Annotated in this window: 7 protein-coding genes and 1 pseudogene; 4 read left to right on the plus strand and 4 right to left on the minus strand. The window is 43.4% G+C overall.

The genetic code is table 11. The features are described 5' to 3' along the window. Positions 1–136 precede the first annotated feature (136 nt). The 4 genes and pseudogenes from H6G03_RS18830 to H6G03_RS39290 all read left to right on the plus strand — a co-directional run bounded on the left by H6G03_RS18830 (position 137) and on the right by H6G03_RS39290 (position 8,534). Positions 137–2,146: a sensor histidine kinase gene (locus H6G03_RS18830; protein WP_242060428.1), complete on the plus strand. Its 2,010-nt coding sequence runs from the start codon at positions 137–139 to the stop codon at positions 2,144–2,146. 349 nt (positions 2,147–2,495) lie between these two features. Further along, entirely contained in the window at positions 2,496–4,631 is a 2,136-nt protein-coding gene (locus H6G03_RS18835) for an AAA-like domain-containing protein (protein WP_190466594.1), read from the plus strand. Positions 4,632–4,664: 33 nt separating this feature from the next. Further along, positions 4,665–5,741: pseudogene (locus H6G03_RS39795) on the plus strand (AAA-like domain-containing protein); the annotation flags it as partial. A gap of 183 nt (positions 5,742–5,924) precedes the next feature. Next, entirely contained in the window at positions 5,925–8,534 is a 2,610-nt protein-coding gene (locus tag H6G03_RS39290; RefSeq protein ID WP_190466670.1) for a GAF domain-containing protein, read from the plus strand. Between the two features lie 176 nt (positions 8,535–8,710). On the opposite strand, the gene H6G03_RS18845 is transcribed toward H6G03_RS39290, so the two are convergent. From H6G03_RS18845 to H6G03_RS18870, 4 genes are read right to left on the minus strand one after another with little or no spacing between them, the layout of a single operon-like run. Further along, positions 8,711–10,369 (minus strand): adenylate/guanylate cyclase domain-containing protein, encoded by a 1,659-nt coding sequence (locus H6G03_RS18845; protein WP_322111936.1) that lies wholly within the window; start codon positions 10,367–10,369, stop codon positions 8,711–8,713. A gap of 39 nt (positions 10,370–10,408) precedes the next feature. Further along, complete coding sequence (locus H6G03_RS38140) at positions 10,409–14,188, minus strand: adenylate/guanylate cyclase domain-containing protein (RefSeq protein WP_190466598.1); 3,780 nt, start codon at positions 14,186–14,188, stop codon at positions 10,409–10,411. Next, positions 14,185–17,043: a response regulator gene (locus H6G03_RS18855; RefSeq protein WP_242056999.1), complete on the minus strand. Its 2,859-nt coding sequence runs from the start codon at positions 17,041–17,043 to the stop codon at positions 14,185–14,187. Before H6G03_RS18855 ends, H6G03_RS38140 begins: the two co-directional genes overlap by 4 nt. Before the next feature lie 47 nt (positions 17,044–17,090). Beyond that, positions 17,091–17,273: a hypothetical protein gene (locus H6G03_RS18870; protein ID WP_190466602.1), complete on the minus strand. Its 183-nt coding sequence runs from the start codon at positions 17,271–17,273 to the stop codon at positions 17,091–17,093. Between the last annotated feature and the right edge of the window lie 6 nt (positions 17,274–17,279).

Raw genomic sequence — 17,279 nt, forward strand, 5'->3', positions numbered from 1 at the left:
GGCCATATCTGGCGGCTTGAAGCAAGCATTCTACGGCAAGCTCATATAATTGTTTATACTCCAAATAGATCGAGTCTGTGTATTCTTCCTGATTTTTGCGGTTCGCATCTAAAGCATCTTGAGTTAGAGACTATCTATGGCTAAGCCAGGTAAATTATCTGTTCCTTCCATTCTGCGAATGCCCATAATGCAGTTTATGGCTAAGCCACGTCAAACTTCTTTTCGCCGCATCCTGCTATTCCGCATTTTGCTGCTGAGCATACCAGTTTTACTGTTGGGGCAGTATGTGATATATAAGAAAGCACGCTCCAGTCTGTTGGAAACCGCTCGTCGAAACTTAACCGAAAGCGCGGTCAGAAAAGGTGAGAGAATTCAGGAGTCAATTCAAGCGCTAGAGGCCAACTTACTTACAGCTAGCGAAACAGTTGTTTTAAAGTCTGGATCGGCTCAGGAAGTGGCAAAATTTTTCACTTTGCTAAAAAAAGAACTGCCGACGAATATAGAGTGCATTCAACTTAGGAACGTGACCACGGGTCAAGTGGTAGCGAGTACCTGTGGAAATAGAGCGATCGCTTCAATTCAAGCTAATTTATGGCCGCAGCAGCAAAGTCAAATGCTGGCAGATCGATCGTTCGTTCGCGTTACCACTCCACTGCGATCGAGAAAATCCCCAACAGATGCCTCTCAGGATACACAAATAAATTCAAATGGGGAAGTGGAATTGGTTTTTACAGCACCTGTTTATGACAGCACGGGGGCACTTAGCAACGCTTTAACTATTCACTCAACTTTGTATCAGCAACAGCTGGATAAGCCGGGTTCTCTTGCTGGCTATACTGTAATAATTGATGAATCCGGAACGATTTTAGAACATCCGGTTGCCAACTTGGTTGGACGTAATGTTGAGCAACTGGAAGATGCGACTCGACTGAAAATTCTCATTAAAAATGCTTTGTCTGGCGAACAGAATTTTCTGCATCTGTTTGCTTTTGAAAAACAAGGGGGCGAATCAGTGGCTGGGTATACGGCTATCCCCAGTCCGTTAAGCAATAACCAAAATAAAAAATGGGTTATTCTGGCAGTTGCCAGTTTGGATAATGCACTTTTTGGACTTGCAGAAATTAATAATGTTCTCTTCAATTTGGTTTTGTGGTTATTGGGGGCTAACCTGATCGCAACCCTGTATGTAGCTCGCGATTTAGCCCGTCCGCTAGAGAAACTGGGAGACTATGCCTTGAATGTGCGGGGCCGAGGGTTCCCGTCCAAGATGCCCCACGACTTCAAAATCAAGGAGTTTAATCAATTAGTGGAAGCTCTTGATAGTATGGTGGAACGACTGACAGCCTGGGCAGAGGAGCTGGAAACGGCCTGGAAAGAAGCGCAAGCAGCTAACCAATTAAAAAGCGAGTTTTTAGCTAATACTTCCCACGAACTGAGAACACCATTAAATGGTATTATTGGCTGTATTCGTTTGGTAAGAGATGGTTACTGCGACGATCGGGAAGAAGAATTGGAGTTTTTGCAGCGGGCAGATGATGCGGCTATTCACCTGCTCAATATTATCAATGACATATTAGATTTGTCAAAGATAGAAGCGGGTACGCTCTCGGTGGTGATGGAGTCGGTAGATTTGCGATCGATCGTCAAAGAAGCGATCGATTTACAAAAAGTTCACATTCAACAAAAAAAACTACAGTTGCTTTGGTCTGAGCCTGCCGATTCGATCGCAATTCAAGCAGATCCAGCCAAGTTGAAACAAGTTTTCTTAAATGTGATCGGTAACGCTATTAAGTTTACCGAAGCAGGCAGCATTACTATTACTATGCGCCAGGAAGCAACCCCAGGTAAAGACGGTAACAATAACAGTTCTTCAGTTGTTGTCAGCGTTAAAGATACGGGAATAGGCATTCCACTAGACGAGCAGAAAAAACTGTTTCGGCCTTTTGTAATGGCTGATGGTACGAGAACTCGCAAGTATGGGGGAACGGGACTTGGACTTGCTATCTCGCGTAAATTAATGGAACTGATGGGGGGTACTATTACTTTACACAGTGGTGGTGTAGACTTGGGTACAACAGTTGAGATCGGGATACCGATAATTAATTCTTCTCGATCGATCGCACCAGCAGATGCAGCCTCAAATTGACATTTTTACTTATTCATATTAACAAAAATGGAGGTGTTTTTAAATAACTATATATAAATCTTAGGAAATTACAATTGGGGATAATAAATGACAAGTCAATTATGGGCAGATATAAACGCTCCATTTCCTACTTTTAACGATAATTTACAGGATTAAATCCAGAGCATTGCTTTCCGCCGCTACGCCAGATTTGAATGCAGCGAGCAAACCCTCATATCGGTTACGAAATCTGCTTAAAGTTGTATTCTGGGAACATATCGGTTGAGCGTGGCACAAAAATCAGCTAAAACCTGGGTTAATCTAGTGCAATACACTCTCATCAAACCGTCAGCTTCCCAGAAGGCGAATTATGCTTTCCTCAGCTCTGCCGCCCAATTTTGCAGGACAGCGCATTCTAGCCACCATCGTCTTCACAGATGTGGTGAACTTTAGTGCGCGGATGGTACTCGACGAAGAGCATACCCTCAATTTAATCGACCGGGACTTCCGGCTGATGAGACAGCTGTGCCGAGAATACGAAGGCCAGGTGATGAAAACCTTGGGTGATGGAATGCTGATGTACTTTGCCAGCGCCGTCCAAGCCGTTACCTGCGCTGTAGAAATTCAGAAAGAACTTCAGAAAGCTGCTTGCAATTTGCATCCAATTGATGTATTGAACCATCGCATTGGCATTCATTTGGGAGATGTATTTTTCCGGGAAGCAGATGTTTTGGGAAATGGAGTTAATATTGCAGCTCGGCTACAAAACGAGGCGGAACCGGGGGGTATTTGTATATCGCAAACTGTTTACGATGTCGTCAAAAATTATATCCAGATGGCGGCCATTTACTGGGGGCCGAGAAAGTTAAAGGGAATTAATGATGCGATACCACTTTACCAAATTCGCACGACGGCGAATATCAGAGTTTTGCTTTCGCACTGCGAACAAGAACCGGAACTTAGCCTCGCTATGCAGATTTATGGGGAATTAAAAGCGGCTGGACACGAAATATTTCTGGCTGGAGAGACGCTTAGCTTGCTAGAAGAAACAGGCAGACATTCTCGCTATAATTTAAAGCAGGGTGATTGTTGGCTACTGTTACATTTAGAAGAAGAATTAAGGCGAAGCGATTATTTATTGCTGCTCCTATCCGAGAAATCTGCAACGAGCGAGTTGATTGCAGAAAAAGTACGTCGAGCTAGAGAATTACGCAATTATCGTCCCGACAACAAACCAGCTATTCTGCCAATTCGGGTAGGTTGTTCTGTTAATTGGATGCCCAGTTACGATTTATATTCTTACCTACAACCATTTCATCAGCAAGATTGGCGATCGCCTGACGATACTCCTATTGTTTTGCAAGAAGTTTTAAGCTTTTTATCGGAAGGAAAACCAACAGAGATTGATGTTTTTACAGAGCAATTACCTCCACCAAACTGGCCAGATTTATCGGCACTTGAAAACTCTCAATTACCGCCTGTACCCGTAGCTGCTCCGGAATTACCAGAAGGTTCCGTAGCTCTCGATTCTGCTTTTTATGTAGAGCGTCCTCCCATCGAAGATCGCTGTTACGAAACAATTTTGCAGCCGGGAGCGTTAATCCGAATTAAAGCTCCCAGACAAATGGGTAAAACATCGTTAATGGCGAGAATTCTAAATAACAGCGCTCAAAAAGGCTACCGAGTAGTTTCTTTGAGCTTTCAACTTGCAGATAATGCCATTTTTGAAGATTTGGCTAAATTTTTGCGGTGGTTTTGCTTAAATGTGGGTCGGGGTTTGCAGTTGCCGAATAAGTTGGCTGAATACTGGGATGAGGAATTTGGTAGCAAGATTAGTTGCAAAGATTACTTTGAAAATTATCTGTTAACCAACCTTACCAGTCCGCTTGTATTGGGATTGGATGAAGTAGATCGCATTTTTCAATATCCGCAAATTGCCGACGAGTTTTTTAGCTTGTTGCGTGCTTGGCACGAGGAGGCAAAGTTTCGCGAAATTTGGAAAAATTTTCGCATGGTGGTTGTACATTCCACAGAAGTTTATATTCCGTTGAATGTGAATCAATCGCCATTTAATGTGGGGTTGCCGATCGAATTGCCGGAGTTTAATCGACCGCAGGTATACGAACTGGTGCAGCGCCACGGATTGAATTGGAATTTTAGTCAAGTGGAACAATTGATGGCAATGGTAGGAGGACATCCTTATTTAGTGCGACTGGCTCTTTATCACTTGGCGCGTCACGATATGACGCTATCGCAACTTTTAGAAACTGCTGCTACGGAAGCGGGACTTTATGGCGATCACTTGCGGCGGCATTTGTGGATTTTGGGACAGCATCCGGAATTGGCGGCGGCGATGAAGGAAATGGTGGTGAAAGATGGGCCGATGCAATTAGAATCAATGCAGGCGTTTAAGTTACACGGTTTGGGACTGGTGCATCTGCAAGGAAATGAGTCTACTCCCAGGTGTAATTTGTATCGGCAGTATTTTCGCGATCGCCTCAGCTAATTTTAGATTTTAGATTTCACATTTTACCTTGAAATGGAGAATCAAAAATTGGAAAACGCGGCATATCAATATCAAGTCGGTGGCAGTTTGCCAATTAACGCTCCCAGCTATGTGTTGCGACAGGCTGACTCCGATCTTTATGAGGGTGTAAAAGCTGGAGAATTCTGTTACGTTCTCAATTCTCGACAGATGGGGAAGTCTTCCCTAAGAGTGCAAATAATGCAAAAGCTGATTCGGGAGGGTGTTGCCTGTGCAGCTATTGATTTAACAGCGATCGGCAGTCAAGATGTTCCTCAAAATCAGTGGTATGCAGGCATTACTTACACCTTAGCCAGCAATTTAAATTTATTGGGGAAAGTTAATATCAGGAGTTGGTGGCGAGAGCGGGATTTTCTCGCTCCAGTGCAGAGATTGGGTGAGTTTATTGAAGAGGTATTGCTTAAAGAAATTAACCAAAATATTGCTGTTTTTGTGGATGAAATCGATAGCGTTCTCGGTTTGAATTTTCCCACAGACGATTTTTTTGCATTTATTCGCTCTTGTTACAACAAACGCGCCGACGAGCCGCAATATCAACGGCTTACTTTTGTGTTGCTGGGAGTGGCGACTCCTTCGGATTTGATTCAAGACAAAAATCGCACGCCTTTTAATATCGGACGAGCGATCGAATTGCGCGGGTTTGAATTGCACGAAGTTTGGCCTTTGGCGCAGGGATTGGTAGGAAAAGTGAGCAATCCTTTGCTAGTTCTTAAAGAGGTATTAGCTTGGACAGGCGGACAGCCTTTTCTGACGCAAAAGCTTTGTCAAATTATTTTGAATTCGGAGCGGAGAGCGGCAGATGTAGATGAGGTAGAATGGGTAGAAAATTTGGTGCGATCGCGTGTAATCGAAAATTGGGAAATCCAAGATGAACCCGAACATTTAAAAACAATACGCGATCGCGTTTTAAAGAATAAACAAAATACAGGGCGGCTGCTAAGACTTTATCAGCAAATATTGCAACAAAAAAAACAGTTAGCAGAAGAAACTCCCCAAGAAATGCAGCTGCGGCTTTTTGGTTTAGTTGTCAAACAGGATGGCAATTTAAGAGTTTATAATCCCATCTACGCTTCTGTATTCAATTCTCATTGGGTAGAACAAATGTTAGCTTCCCTGCGACCTTATGCAGAAGCGCTTGCCTCTTGGTTAGCTTCCGATGGCAAAGATGAATATTATTTGTTGCGCGGACAAGCTTTACAAGAAGGGCTGAGATGGGCAGCCGATAGCCTGGGAAATCAAGACTATCAATTTTTAATGGCCAGTCAGGAACTGGAAAAAAGAGAACTTCAAAGGGCATTAAAGTCGGCGTTAGAATCGGCTCAAAAAGCTTTAAAAATCAAAAAACAAGCGAAGGAAGATTTGGCATCATCTGGTGTAATAGCCACAAACGGCAGTACTTTTTCTGCATTTCTAAGTCCGTTAAATAAAGAAAGATTTCAACAAGTAATCGCCGATGTAGAAGATAAATTAAAAATAGTCAAACAAACCCTGTTAATGTTGATGGAATCTCAGGGTTTTGATAGAGTACTTAACGAAATGTTGCAGGCGATCGCTTTGAAAACAAGAGAGCTTTTGAGGGCCGATAGTACAGGAATTTATTTATTCGATCGAGAAAAGAATGAATTATGGTCAATTGTGGCTAACGAAGAGGAAAGCGGTACTCTAGAAATTCGCTTGCCAGCAGATATAGGAATCGCAGGAGAAGTTGCTACTTTGAAAAAAGCGGTCAATATTCCTTATGATTTTTATGACGATCCCCGCTCTTTATTTGGCAAAAATGCCGACAGAGAAAGCAATTATCGCACATACACTATGCTAGCGCTACCGCTATTAAATGAGCAAGGAGATTTAGTTGCAATTGTGCAATTGGTTAATAAATTAAAAGAGCAAAATCATACAGAAAATCCTTTAGAAGAGCGCATCGATTTAGCAGGTTTTACGCGAGAAGATGAAGAACTTTTTGCTGAGTTCGCACCTTCCATACGGCTGATTTTAGAAGCTTCCCAGTCATTTTATATAGCCGCTCAAAAACAGCGGGCAGGGGATGCACTAATCAAAGCAACGCAAGCACTCAGTCAAAGCAGTTTGGACTTAGAAGAAACGCTCAAGCGCGTTATGAACGAAGCTAAAAGATTGATGAATGCAGACCGGAGTACGCTATGGTTGATAGATGAAGAACGCGATCGCTTGTGGACAAAAATTCCTATCGGTGGCGAATTAAAAGAAATTTCCATTTCCAAAACAGCAGGCTTTCCTGGTAGAGTTGTGGAATCGGGTGAGCCGCTGGTGATTCCGTTTGACATTTATGACTCTCCCCTTTCCGATACTAGCAAACAAATCGATCGCAAAAGCGGTTATCGCACTTGTAGCTTACTTTGTATGCCCGTTTTTAACACGGACGGTCAGTTGATCGGCGTAACTCAGTTAATCAATAAACGCCGACAAGGTGATTTCCCAGACTACAATCCTGAAGATTGGCCTAAAGCACCTGAATGCTGGAAGGCAAGTTTTTCTCGCACAGATCTAGAATTCATGCAGGCATTTAATGTGCAAGCGGGAGTAGTGTTGCAAAATGCCCAATTGTTTGCCACTGTTAAACAACAGGAACAAATTCAAAGAGATATTTTGCGTAGCTTGAACAATGGCATCATTTCTACCGATAAAGCTGGTAATATTATCGCTGCTAATAAAAGTGCGAAGCGGCTTTTGGGCTTGCACAGCGAAGACAAATTGGAAGGACGATCGGTTGTCGATTTAATCCAGATAGAAGAAGGTAATTTTACGAAATGGTTCCAGATAGCATTGGCACCAAAAGAAGAAAAAGAACGCCAGCAATACTACCCCGATAAAACCTTAATTGCGGCGGGAGGTGAAGAACATAGCGTTAACTTATCGATTAATTCGATCACCGATGCCAGCGATGAAACTAAGGTTTACGGTGTTTTGGTACTCATAGAAGATATCAGCGATGAGAAGCGGCTCAAGAGTACTATGTATCGCTACATGACTCAGGAATTGGCAGAAGAATTACTGAAAGCTGGTGATGCGAAATTGGGGGGCGATCGCAAAGAAGTTTCGATCCTTTTTTCCAATATTCTCAGCTACACTAGCTTAGCTGAAAGGATGGAAGCAGAAAAGGTAGTCTGCTTGCTCAACGAATATTTTGAGACAATGGTAGATGCCATTTACGATTATAAAGGTACGCTAGATAAATATATCGGCGATATGATTATGGCGGTTTTTGGTGCGCCCCTACCTTTGCCAGATCACGCTTGGATGGCTGTACAAACGGCAGTGGATATGCGTCGTCGCTTAAAGGAATTCAATGCACGTCGCGTACAAATGAATCAGTCAAAAATTAAGATCGGTATTGGCATTAATTCCGACAATGCGATTAGCGGTAATATTGGTTCCAGCAAACGAATTGAGTTTACAGTAATTGGCGATGGTGTGAATTTGGCTTCTCGCCTGCAAGGTGTTAGCAAACAGTATGGATGCGATATTGTGTTGAGCGAAAATACTTACCGATACTGTGCCGATCGCATTTGGTTTAGGGAACTGGATTACGTTCGCGTGCAGGGTAAAACTCAACCAGTGGCGATATACGAACTGGTGGGATTGCGCGACGATTCAATTTCCGAGGAAAAGCAGAGATTAATCGATATTTACCGCCGAGGACGCGAGTATTATCTGCAAAAGAAATTTAGAAAAGCGATCGATGAATTTGGCATAATTCTGGAAGATATGAATATCCCCGACAAAGCAGCTTCCTTATATCTAAAACGCTGTCAATATTGGCTGGACAACCCGGAAGTTGTCGAGACAGAATGGGATGATGGCGTTTGGACTCTCACGGAAAAATAAGGGATTAGGGGTTAGGGGTTAGGGGCTAGGGACTAGGGGCTAGGGGAAGAGGGGGAGAGTGGGGGAGTGGGAGAATAAATCTCTTCCCTATTTCCTTTTCCCTTTCCCCTCTTCCCTTTCCCCTCTTCCCTAACCCCTAACCCCTTTCTTTTGACTTTTGATTCCCACTTTCCCGTTTATTCTAAAAAAGGGGAAGTAGTTTGACTGCGATCGATTCCGGGCGGTTTTATACGCTCCCAGAGTACGCGATAAAGCTGGAGTGGTCGGTCTTTTCCTTTTACCGAGACGGGTGGTAATTTTTCCATAGGTAAAGTGCGATCGCTCAACTTGTTCAAAGTAGTTTGGGAAATCAAAATTTCAGCTGCGTTAGCTGCACTACAGATGCGGCTGGTAACATTTGTGGTGTCGCCAATTGTCGCATATTGAATTAAGCGAGGCGAGCCAATATTTCCCGCCGCAACTTTCCCGGTATTCAGTCCGATGTGAATTTGAATTTCTAAATTGCGCTGCTTTATCCACTGCACATTTAAGCGAGAAACTGCCCATTGCATAGCTATTGCTGCTCGTAAAGCGCGATCGGCATCGTCGGGTTGTTGGTAAGGAGCGCCCCAAACTGCTAAAAGAGCATCGCCAATATATTTTTCTAATGTTCCCTCATATTCAAAAACAATATCTTCTACCATTACCTTAAAATATTCGTTGAGCATTTCAATTACTTGGCGCGGCGACATTCTAGAGGACATTTCTGTAAAACCGGTGATGTCGCAAAAAAGCGCTGTCACTTCGGTATCAACTATCTCTAAGTTGCCTTCTTCTTTGAGCTTTTTACTCACAGCTATAGGAAAGAAACTCTCCAGTTTAGCTCGCATTACCGCTTCTGCTTGCATCTTTTTGTAGAGTTGGGCGTTTTCGATCGCGATCGCAGCTTGGTTGACAAGTGCAGTCAGAAACTCCAAATCTTCCTGAGAATAAACATTCGTCATGGAAAGATTGTCAGCGTACAACACGCCAATTACTTTCTCTCTCGGTTTCATCGGGACGCACATAGAAGCGTGGATTGATTGCATGACAATTGATTCCGAACCGTGGAAACGATTGTCAGTGCGAGCATCGGCAGTTAAGATAGCATCGCCATTTTTGCAAACGAAATGGGCAATTTTTTTGCTGTAAAAATGGTCGTCTTTCGGGATGCCGGCGCGGCGCTTGGCTGCTTTTTGTTCCAACTGTCCTGTTTCTTCATTAACTAAGAGGATAATCGCTCTATCTACCCGCACGATCTTAAACAAGAGGTCGAGAATTTTTTCTAAAAGTATGTCAGTCTCCTCTGGAGAAGAAAGCTGCTTGCTCACTTCCAGCAAAATTTTTAATTTATCTACTGCCCGCTGTTCGGCATTTTTTTGTCGTAACATCAAGACCGAACCCGGATTTTCCACACCGCTTTGGTTCAATAAATCCTGGATTGCTACTTGGTTGTCATTTGGGGATAATCTTTTGACGATCGACAAACCCAAATTGTCATCATCTCCAGACGCAGCCTCGCCAACATCAAAGTAACTTACAAATTTAAAAATTACATGGCCACAATGGATTAAATCTTCATCTTTGAGTTCGTAGCGCTCGATTTTAGTGCCGTTAATAAAAGTATTGTTGCGACTGTTTAAATCCTCGATAATAACGGTATCATCAGTGACCGTAATCTTGGCATGGTGACGGGATAAACTTGGATCGGTCACAACTATATTGTTGTCCTTTTCTCGTCCAATGGTATTTTGACCGAACTTTAATTCATACATTTCCTGAGTCACTGAGTCTGGATCTTTGATTAAGTACGGCACGATTCACCCTCTTTGACGCTTCTTAATTTAATTATTTAATCAGAGTTTATTTGTGAGCAAATAGGTAACCATTTGTCCTTTGCCTTTGACAGAAATACTTCCCCTTTTTTTAAACACATACTTATCTTTTAAAAGTATGTAAGTTGCTTCAGTTACTTGAATGCTTCCCGGTATACCTGATGATTCCATCCGGGAGGCAACGTTAACTGCATCGCCCCACAAATCGTAGATAAACTTTTTCATGCCAATTACTCCAGCTATCACTTGTCCCGTGTTGATGCCGATGCGGATTTGAAACTGCTCGCCTTTTTCAATTTGAAAGCGATTAATTGCCGCTTGCATATCCAGCGCCATTTCCGCGATCGCTTCTGCGTGGTCGTTCCTTTCGATCGGCAAACCACCCACTACCATGTAGGCATCTCCAATAGTTTTAATTTTTTCTAAACCGTGTTTTTCGGCAAGTTCGTCAAAAGTAGAAAAAATTTCATTAAGTAAATTGACTAATTGGATGGGAGGCATTCTCGCCGAAAGGGGAGTAAAACCAACAATATCGGCAAACAAAATTGTGACTTCGTTGAAATGTTCGGCGATGGGACGCTGTTCTCGTTTCAACTTTTCGGCGATCGCTTCCGGTAAAATATTCAACAATAATTCTTCAGACTTTTGCTGTTCTAGGCGCAAAGCTTCTTCTGCTCGTTTGCGATCGCGAGCTTCTATTGCCAAAGCAACTAAATCGGCAATAGAGCGGGCAAAAATTTCCTCTTCCGGCGTCCAATGATGGACTTTTCCCACTTGTTCCAAACATACTATACCCAGAGTTTTTCTACTCTGGCTAATCGAAACATCCAACAAAGATTGAACGCCGAAGGGAATCAGGTAAGATTCTACCAATTCCTGGAGTCTCGGATCGGTTAGAGCATCAACGCTAACGACGGAACCGGAGGATTGTAAAGCTTTGAAATAAATGGGATAATCTTCGATAGTAATTTCCGATCCTTCGGAGTAGCGATTGCGATCGGCTTCAAACAGATTCACGCATTGAATTTTAGTTCCTGTTTCGTCATACAACCATACGCTCACCATTCCGATGCCCAACATTTTGGCACTTGCTTTGGTAATTGCTTTTAGCGCTGCTGATAGGTTCCCCTGTGCGATCGCTTTATTTTTTGTCAGTTTCACTAATACTTTGTTGTGTTTTCGCAATTGTCTTTCGCTCTCTCGCAAAGCATCTTCCGCAAGTTTGCGTCTGGTAATATCGGTAAGAATTCCTTCATAGTGGCATAACTTCCCTTGCTCGTCGCAAACCGCATGGGCATTTTCAGAAATCCAGATAATGCTGCCATCTTTACGATAAATTTGAGATTCAAAATTAGATATAGCGCCATTCTGTGCCAGCATTTCGACAAAAACTTCCCGACGATTTGGGTCTACATAAACTTCTTTTCCTAAATTAGCGATACTGTCGGTTAATTCCTCTGGTGAGTCGTAGCCATAAATTCGCGCTAAGGCTAAATTCGCACTCAAAAAGCGTCCATCGGGGGCTGTTTGGAAAATGCCTTCCGTGGCGTTCTCAAAAATACTGCGATATTTCTCCTCCGCTTCTCGGAGAGCTTCTTCTGCTCGCTTGCGATCGGTGATGTCCCGGACAAGAATTAAAACTTGATTCTCATCGAGCGGGACAACGCGGACTTCTTCATCTAATTTTTCGTCATTAACCTCTATTTGCTGTTCGTAAATTCGCACTTCTCCCGTTGACAGAGCTTCGTGAATATAAAACATCCTCCGCCTGTATAATTCTGGGGGAAATCCTTCCGATAAATGTTGGCCGATCGGATTAATATTGAGCGACGACATTTGGGAGAATTTCGGTTGAATAAAGTCTAAATAATAGCCATTGCGATCGATCCGCATCATGATATCCGGAATCGCCAAAAGAATAGCTTGTTTCTGCGCTTCGCTCTCCCGCAGTGCTTGTTCCGATCGCTTGCGTTCCGTAATGTCAAAAATCACTCCATCCAGCCAGAGCAGTTGCCCGTTGCTATCGAAAATTCCCTGACCTTTCTCGTAAATCCAGCGAATGCTGCCATCGGCATGAATTATCCTGTATTCCAGAATATAAGGAAGTCTTGCCGTTAGTGCCCGCTCGACATTTATCTGCACCATCTCTGCATCTTCAGGATGAATAATACTTGCAAATGTTCGCACTTGATTGTGAATAAATTCACTGGCAGGATAACCAGAAATTTCCTCGATTACATTGCTGATGAACTCCATTGTCCAATCATAGTCCCACTTACCCCGATAGATGGCTCCGCCGATATTAGAAACCAAACTTCTAAATCGCTGCTCGCTCTCCCGCAGTGCTTCCATAGCCAGTTTGCGTTCGGTGATATCTTCAGAAATGCAAAGCAGGTGCGTAACTTCAGAGCGCTCGTTAATAACAGGAACTTTTAGAGTTCGCAACCATTTTGTTTGACCGGATTTTGTATCGATGGCTTCGGAGGGAATATCAACTAACTTGCCCGTCTTGACCACCTCTAAGTCTTTTTCTAGGAAGAAATCTGCTTGCTCTTGGGGATATAAGTCGCGGACGTTGCGCCCTAATGCTTCTTCTTTGGAATTGCCAAACATCTTTTCGCTAGCTTTGTTCCACAGCACAAAACGAAAGTCATCCGCAACATCTTTGGCAAATACTGCTAAAGGGATGTGTTGGACGATCGTATCTAGGAACCGCTGCTGTTGCGACACTTCTTCTTCTAACCGCTTGCGTTCGCACGCTTCCAAAGCTAAAGACGCTAAATCTGCAAGGGAAGCTGCAAAATTTTGCTCTTCCGGTGTCCAATGACGATAGAGGCGGGATGACCCCGCCTCCATTCCTATGTGTTCCAGACACAAAACTCCCACTGTTTGTCCCCCCAGTCGAATGGGGGTATCCAGCATAGAAGTGATACCTAATGGAGTTAGGTAGGAATCTGTAAATTCTTTCGTGCGCGGATCGTTGCGAGCATCTTCAGCTGCGATCGTCCAATCTTCTGCCAAAGCTTTGAAATAGCCAGGATAGCTTGATTCAGTTAATTCCAATCCCTGTGAATGTTGGTTGACAGTCAGCTCGAATAAATCTAGGCATCGGATCGCTTTTTTTGTCTCGTTATACAGCCAAACACTGGCTCGTTCGATTTCCAGTGTACGAGCAGCCGCTTCGGTAATTTCTGTGAGGGCAGTTTTCAAGTCGCCTCGGTAGAGGGCGTTATTTCTTGATAGTTTTACCAGCACGGCGTTCTGATGGCGCAATCTTATTTCACTTTCCCGCAGGGCTGTTTCCGCTGAAATGCGATCGCTAATTTCTTGTTGCAGCCGCCCATTTTGTTCTTGCAGTTGCTTTTGCAGTTTCCGCAGCGTCAGGTGATTCTCCACGCGAGCTAAAACTTCCGCACTCTGAAACGGTTTGGTGATATAATCTATTCCACCTACTGCAAAAGCTTTTACTTTATCCAAAACATCGTCTAGGGCGCTGATAAAAATGATCGGCACATCGCGAGTTGGCTCGTTTGCTTTCAGATATTCGCAAACTTCATAGCCATTCATTTCTGGCATATTAATATCGAGTAATATCAAATTGGGCAGAGATGCCCGACAGGCAGTTAGCGCCATTTGGCCGTTCAGCGCTTTGCGTACTTCATACCCCCGCTCGCTTAGTATAGTCGCCAAAAGGCGCAGGTTATCCGGTTTGTCGTCAACAATAAGAATATTTCCTTTGCTGTTAGGGAGAAGCTCTTTCACCCCATCAATTTTATTTGTTAATAGTTGGTTGTTATTCATTTTCTTGACTGCTCAATTAAATCTATAACTTTATCAAAACGAAACTCATCTGCCCATTCTTTCAAGGTGTTGACCAGGGGGGGAATGCTGGTGGGAATTTGCTCGATTAGCTCAAAAATCAGACTATCGCTGCATTGGGCAGCGGCGTCGTATAGCTGCTCTACCCACTCGGCAGGCATTTGGGACAAGTAGGTATCGAGGGGGAGATTTGAGTTACCGCCCGGATCTGGAGAAGCCATACCCCTCAAAAGTGCTTCTTTTTTTGGTTGAACTTCCGACTCGATCGCGATCGGCTCCTCGTAGATGTATCGCACCCCTAAATAACGAGCCATTTTTTCTAAGATTAGCTCGACCGAGAAGGGCTTGCTGACGAAATCATCGCAGCCTGCCGACAAAATAGCAATGCGGTCTTCCTCAAAGGCGCTGGCAGTCAGAGCGACGATCGCAGTTGCTTTACCGAGAGGATGCTCTTTGATGCGTTTGGTGGCTTCGTACCCATCCATCACCGGCATTTGTATATCCATGAAAATTACCTGCGGTTGCCAGTTCTTCCACTGGACAATAGCTTCCTTACCGTTGGCAGCAGAATACACCTCAAAGCCAATGGCTGTAAGTAATTTAACCAACAGGAGGCGGCTGACTTTGACATCTTCAACCACCAAGATGCGATACTTCGGTTGATTGGGTGCTAGGCCAATTATCTTGCGAGTTTCTCGTGCAGCGGGAACTTTGAGATTGTCAACTACAGAAACGGGAATATCAAATTTAAAAGTTGTTCCTCTAGCCAGAGTACTGCTCACGGCAATCTCCCCTCCCATCAGCTGTACAAATTGTCGGCTAATGGGTAAACCCAATCCAGTTCCTTGCTCGGATTTTCGACCGCTTTCCGTTTGTCCGAAAGGTGCAAATAGGAGCGTCATTTCTTCAGGGGCAATACCTGGGCCGGTGTCTTCTACTTCAAATAACAGTCGAGAATTGTTCGTCGTCGCTCTCGATAAACCATCCACTTTCACGCGCAGGATGACACTACCTTTTTCTGTAAATTTGATCGCATTTCCCAGTAAATTAATTAAGACTTGGCGTAACTTGTTATCGTCCGTTTTGACGTATTTGGGAACCTCTGGAGCGAGTTGGAAGATTAACGCTAAACCTTTAGATTTAGCTTTGAGTTGGAACATCTCTTCGAGATTGGTTAGCAAGCGACACAGGTCAAAGCTATTTTCATTCAGCGTTACCCTGCCCGATTCGATTTTGGACATTTCTAAAATGTCGTTGATTAATGCTAGCAAATGCTCGCCACTGCGATTGATAATTCCCAATTGTTGCTTCTGCTCAGCCGATAGGGAGGCATCGCGGTTCATTACTTGAGTAAACCCCAAGATGGCGTTTAGTGGCGTTCTCAGTTCGTGGCTCATCTTGGACAAGAATTGACTTTTGGCACGGTTGGCCGCATCTGCGGCATATACAGATTCTTGGAGTGCTTTTTCTGCTTTTTTTCGTTCCAATTCGGCTGCGGCTCTGGCAGCGAAAATTTTCAAAATTAGCTCTCTTGTTTGGTCATCTGCCATCGGATTGATATCCATGACTGCCAAGTGGCCTAATACATTTCCGCTGGAGTTAACTAGAGGCATTCCTGCATAACTTTGTATGCCCAGTCTAGAGAGTAATTCATTGTTAGGGAAAGTGTCGGTTAATTTATTAGAATAAAAGCAAATATTCGCTTTTAAAATTGTTTCGCCGCAGGGAGTATTACCGATTTCAAACTCGATGTTTTCGTTGAAATCAAAGCCAGTCCAAAACGCCAGTGTACGCACTTTCGTTTTTTCTCGATCGGCCCACTCCGTTACCAAGGCATAACGAACTTGCAGTACTTCAGCCAGATATCGGACGCAGGAACGCATAAAGCTATCGCCTGTTGTTGAGGCTGTCCCTTCGACTATTAATTGTAATGCTTCTTCTCTATGCTTGCGATCGGTTATATCTCGCGCTACTACAATTACCGCCTCTGGAGAAAGAGGTGAAATATTTGCTCCCAGCCAAACTTCTCGCTCCTGAATTGTCACGTTGTATTCAACATAGACCGTCTGCTGAGTTAAGAGAGCTTGTTGAATACCGCTAAAAATCAGGTCAGCTTGCTGTTTTGGCAGAACATCGTGCAGCGTCTTGCCAATCATATCAGTCGGCGATTTGTACAAGTTTTCCGTATGTGTGGGGGCAATTTTAAGGCAGCGTCCTTCGGCATCTCTGACCAGCACAACATCGGTCATCGCCGCGAATATGGCACGCAGTTCCACCTCAGATGCTTGCAGTGCCGTCTCTACTTGTTGGCGTTCCCTAATCTCTTGTTCTAGTTGCAGATTTTTTTGTTCTAATTCTCCTGTGCGGATTCTTACTAACTCTTCTAACTTCTGATTGTAAACTTCCAATTTTGCATTTTGTTCTGCTAATATCTTCTCTTGAAAATAACTGCGTATGGCTTCTTTCACCGTCAGTTTTAAATCTTCCGATTCCCAAGGTTTGCTGATGTAACGATATAATTTAGCATGATTTATTGCATTGGCCACCGCTTCAATATCTGCTTGCCCTGTCAGCATTATTTTAATGGTTTTGGGCGAAATGGCATGGACGCGCTTTAATAATTCATCCCCTTTGATATCGGGCATTATATAATCAGAAATTATCAAAGCAATTTCATATTCATCTTCTTGCAACTCTCTTAATAATTCGAGAGCGTCTTCACCGCCTTCCGCAGTTTCTATAATATAGATATCGCCAACGGCTTTTTTTAATTCTATTTTCAAACTATCAAGTATTGTCTGTTCGTCATCAACACATATAATTACCGGATTTTTCATATTTTTTTCAAGCCATCCTTTATGGTTTCAATAACTTCTTTTCCCAGTCAGGGTTTGGACAAATAAGAATGTAAATTTGCTTCACGTTTAGCACGGTCAATTGCGGCTCGATCGGCGCTTTCAGCTATTTCATAAATAAAAGCATCTTTAAACTTGTTTCTGAGTTGAATTTTTAAACTATTTAAAACAACGCTTTCATCATCAGCGCATAAGATTACTGGTTTAGGCATAAATGG

This window comes from Aerosakkonema funiforme FACHB-1375, from assembly GCF_014696265.1.
In the GTDB taxonomy this organism is placed as follows: Bacteria; Cyanobacteriota; Cyanobacteriia; order Cyanobacteriales; family Aerosakkonemataceae; genus Aerosakkonema; species Aerosakkonema funiforme_A.

Bases quoted from the DNA above. Each gene is read 5' to 3' on its own strand.
- H6G03_RS18830 (WP_242060428.1), top strand. From the start codon at position 137: ATGGCTAAGCCAGGTAAATTATCTGTTCCTTCCATTCTGCGAATGCCC.
- H6G03_RS18835 (WP_190466594.1), top strand. From the start codon at position 2,496: ATGCTTTCCTCAGCTCTGCCGCCCAATTTTGCAGGACAGCGCATTCTA.
- H6G03_RS18855 (WP_242056999.1), bottom strand. From the start codon at position 17,043: ATGAAAAATCCGGTAATTATATGTGTTGATGACGAACAGACAATACTT.
- H6G03_RS18870 (WP_190466602.1), bottom strand. From the start codon at position 17,273: ATGCCTAAACCAGTAATCTTATGCGCTGATGATGAAAGCGTTGTTTTA.
- H6G03_RS38140 (WP_190466598.1), bottom strand. From the start codon at position 14,188: ATGAATAACAACCAACTATTAACAAATAAAATTGATGGGGTGAAAGAG.
- H6G03_RS39290 (WP_190466670.1), top strand. From the start codon at position 5,925: ATGGCCAGTCAGGAACTGGAAAAAAGAGAACTTCAAAGGGCATTAAAG.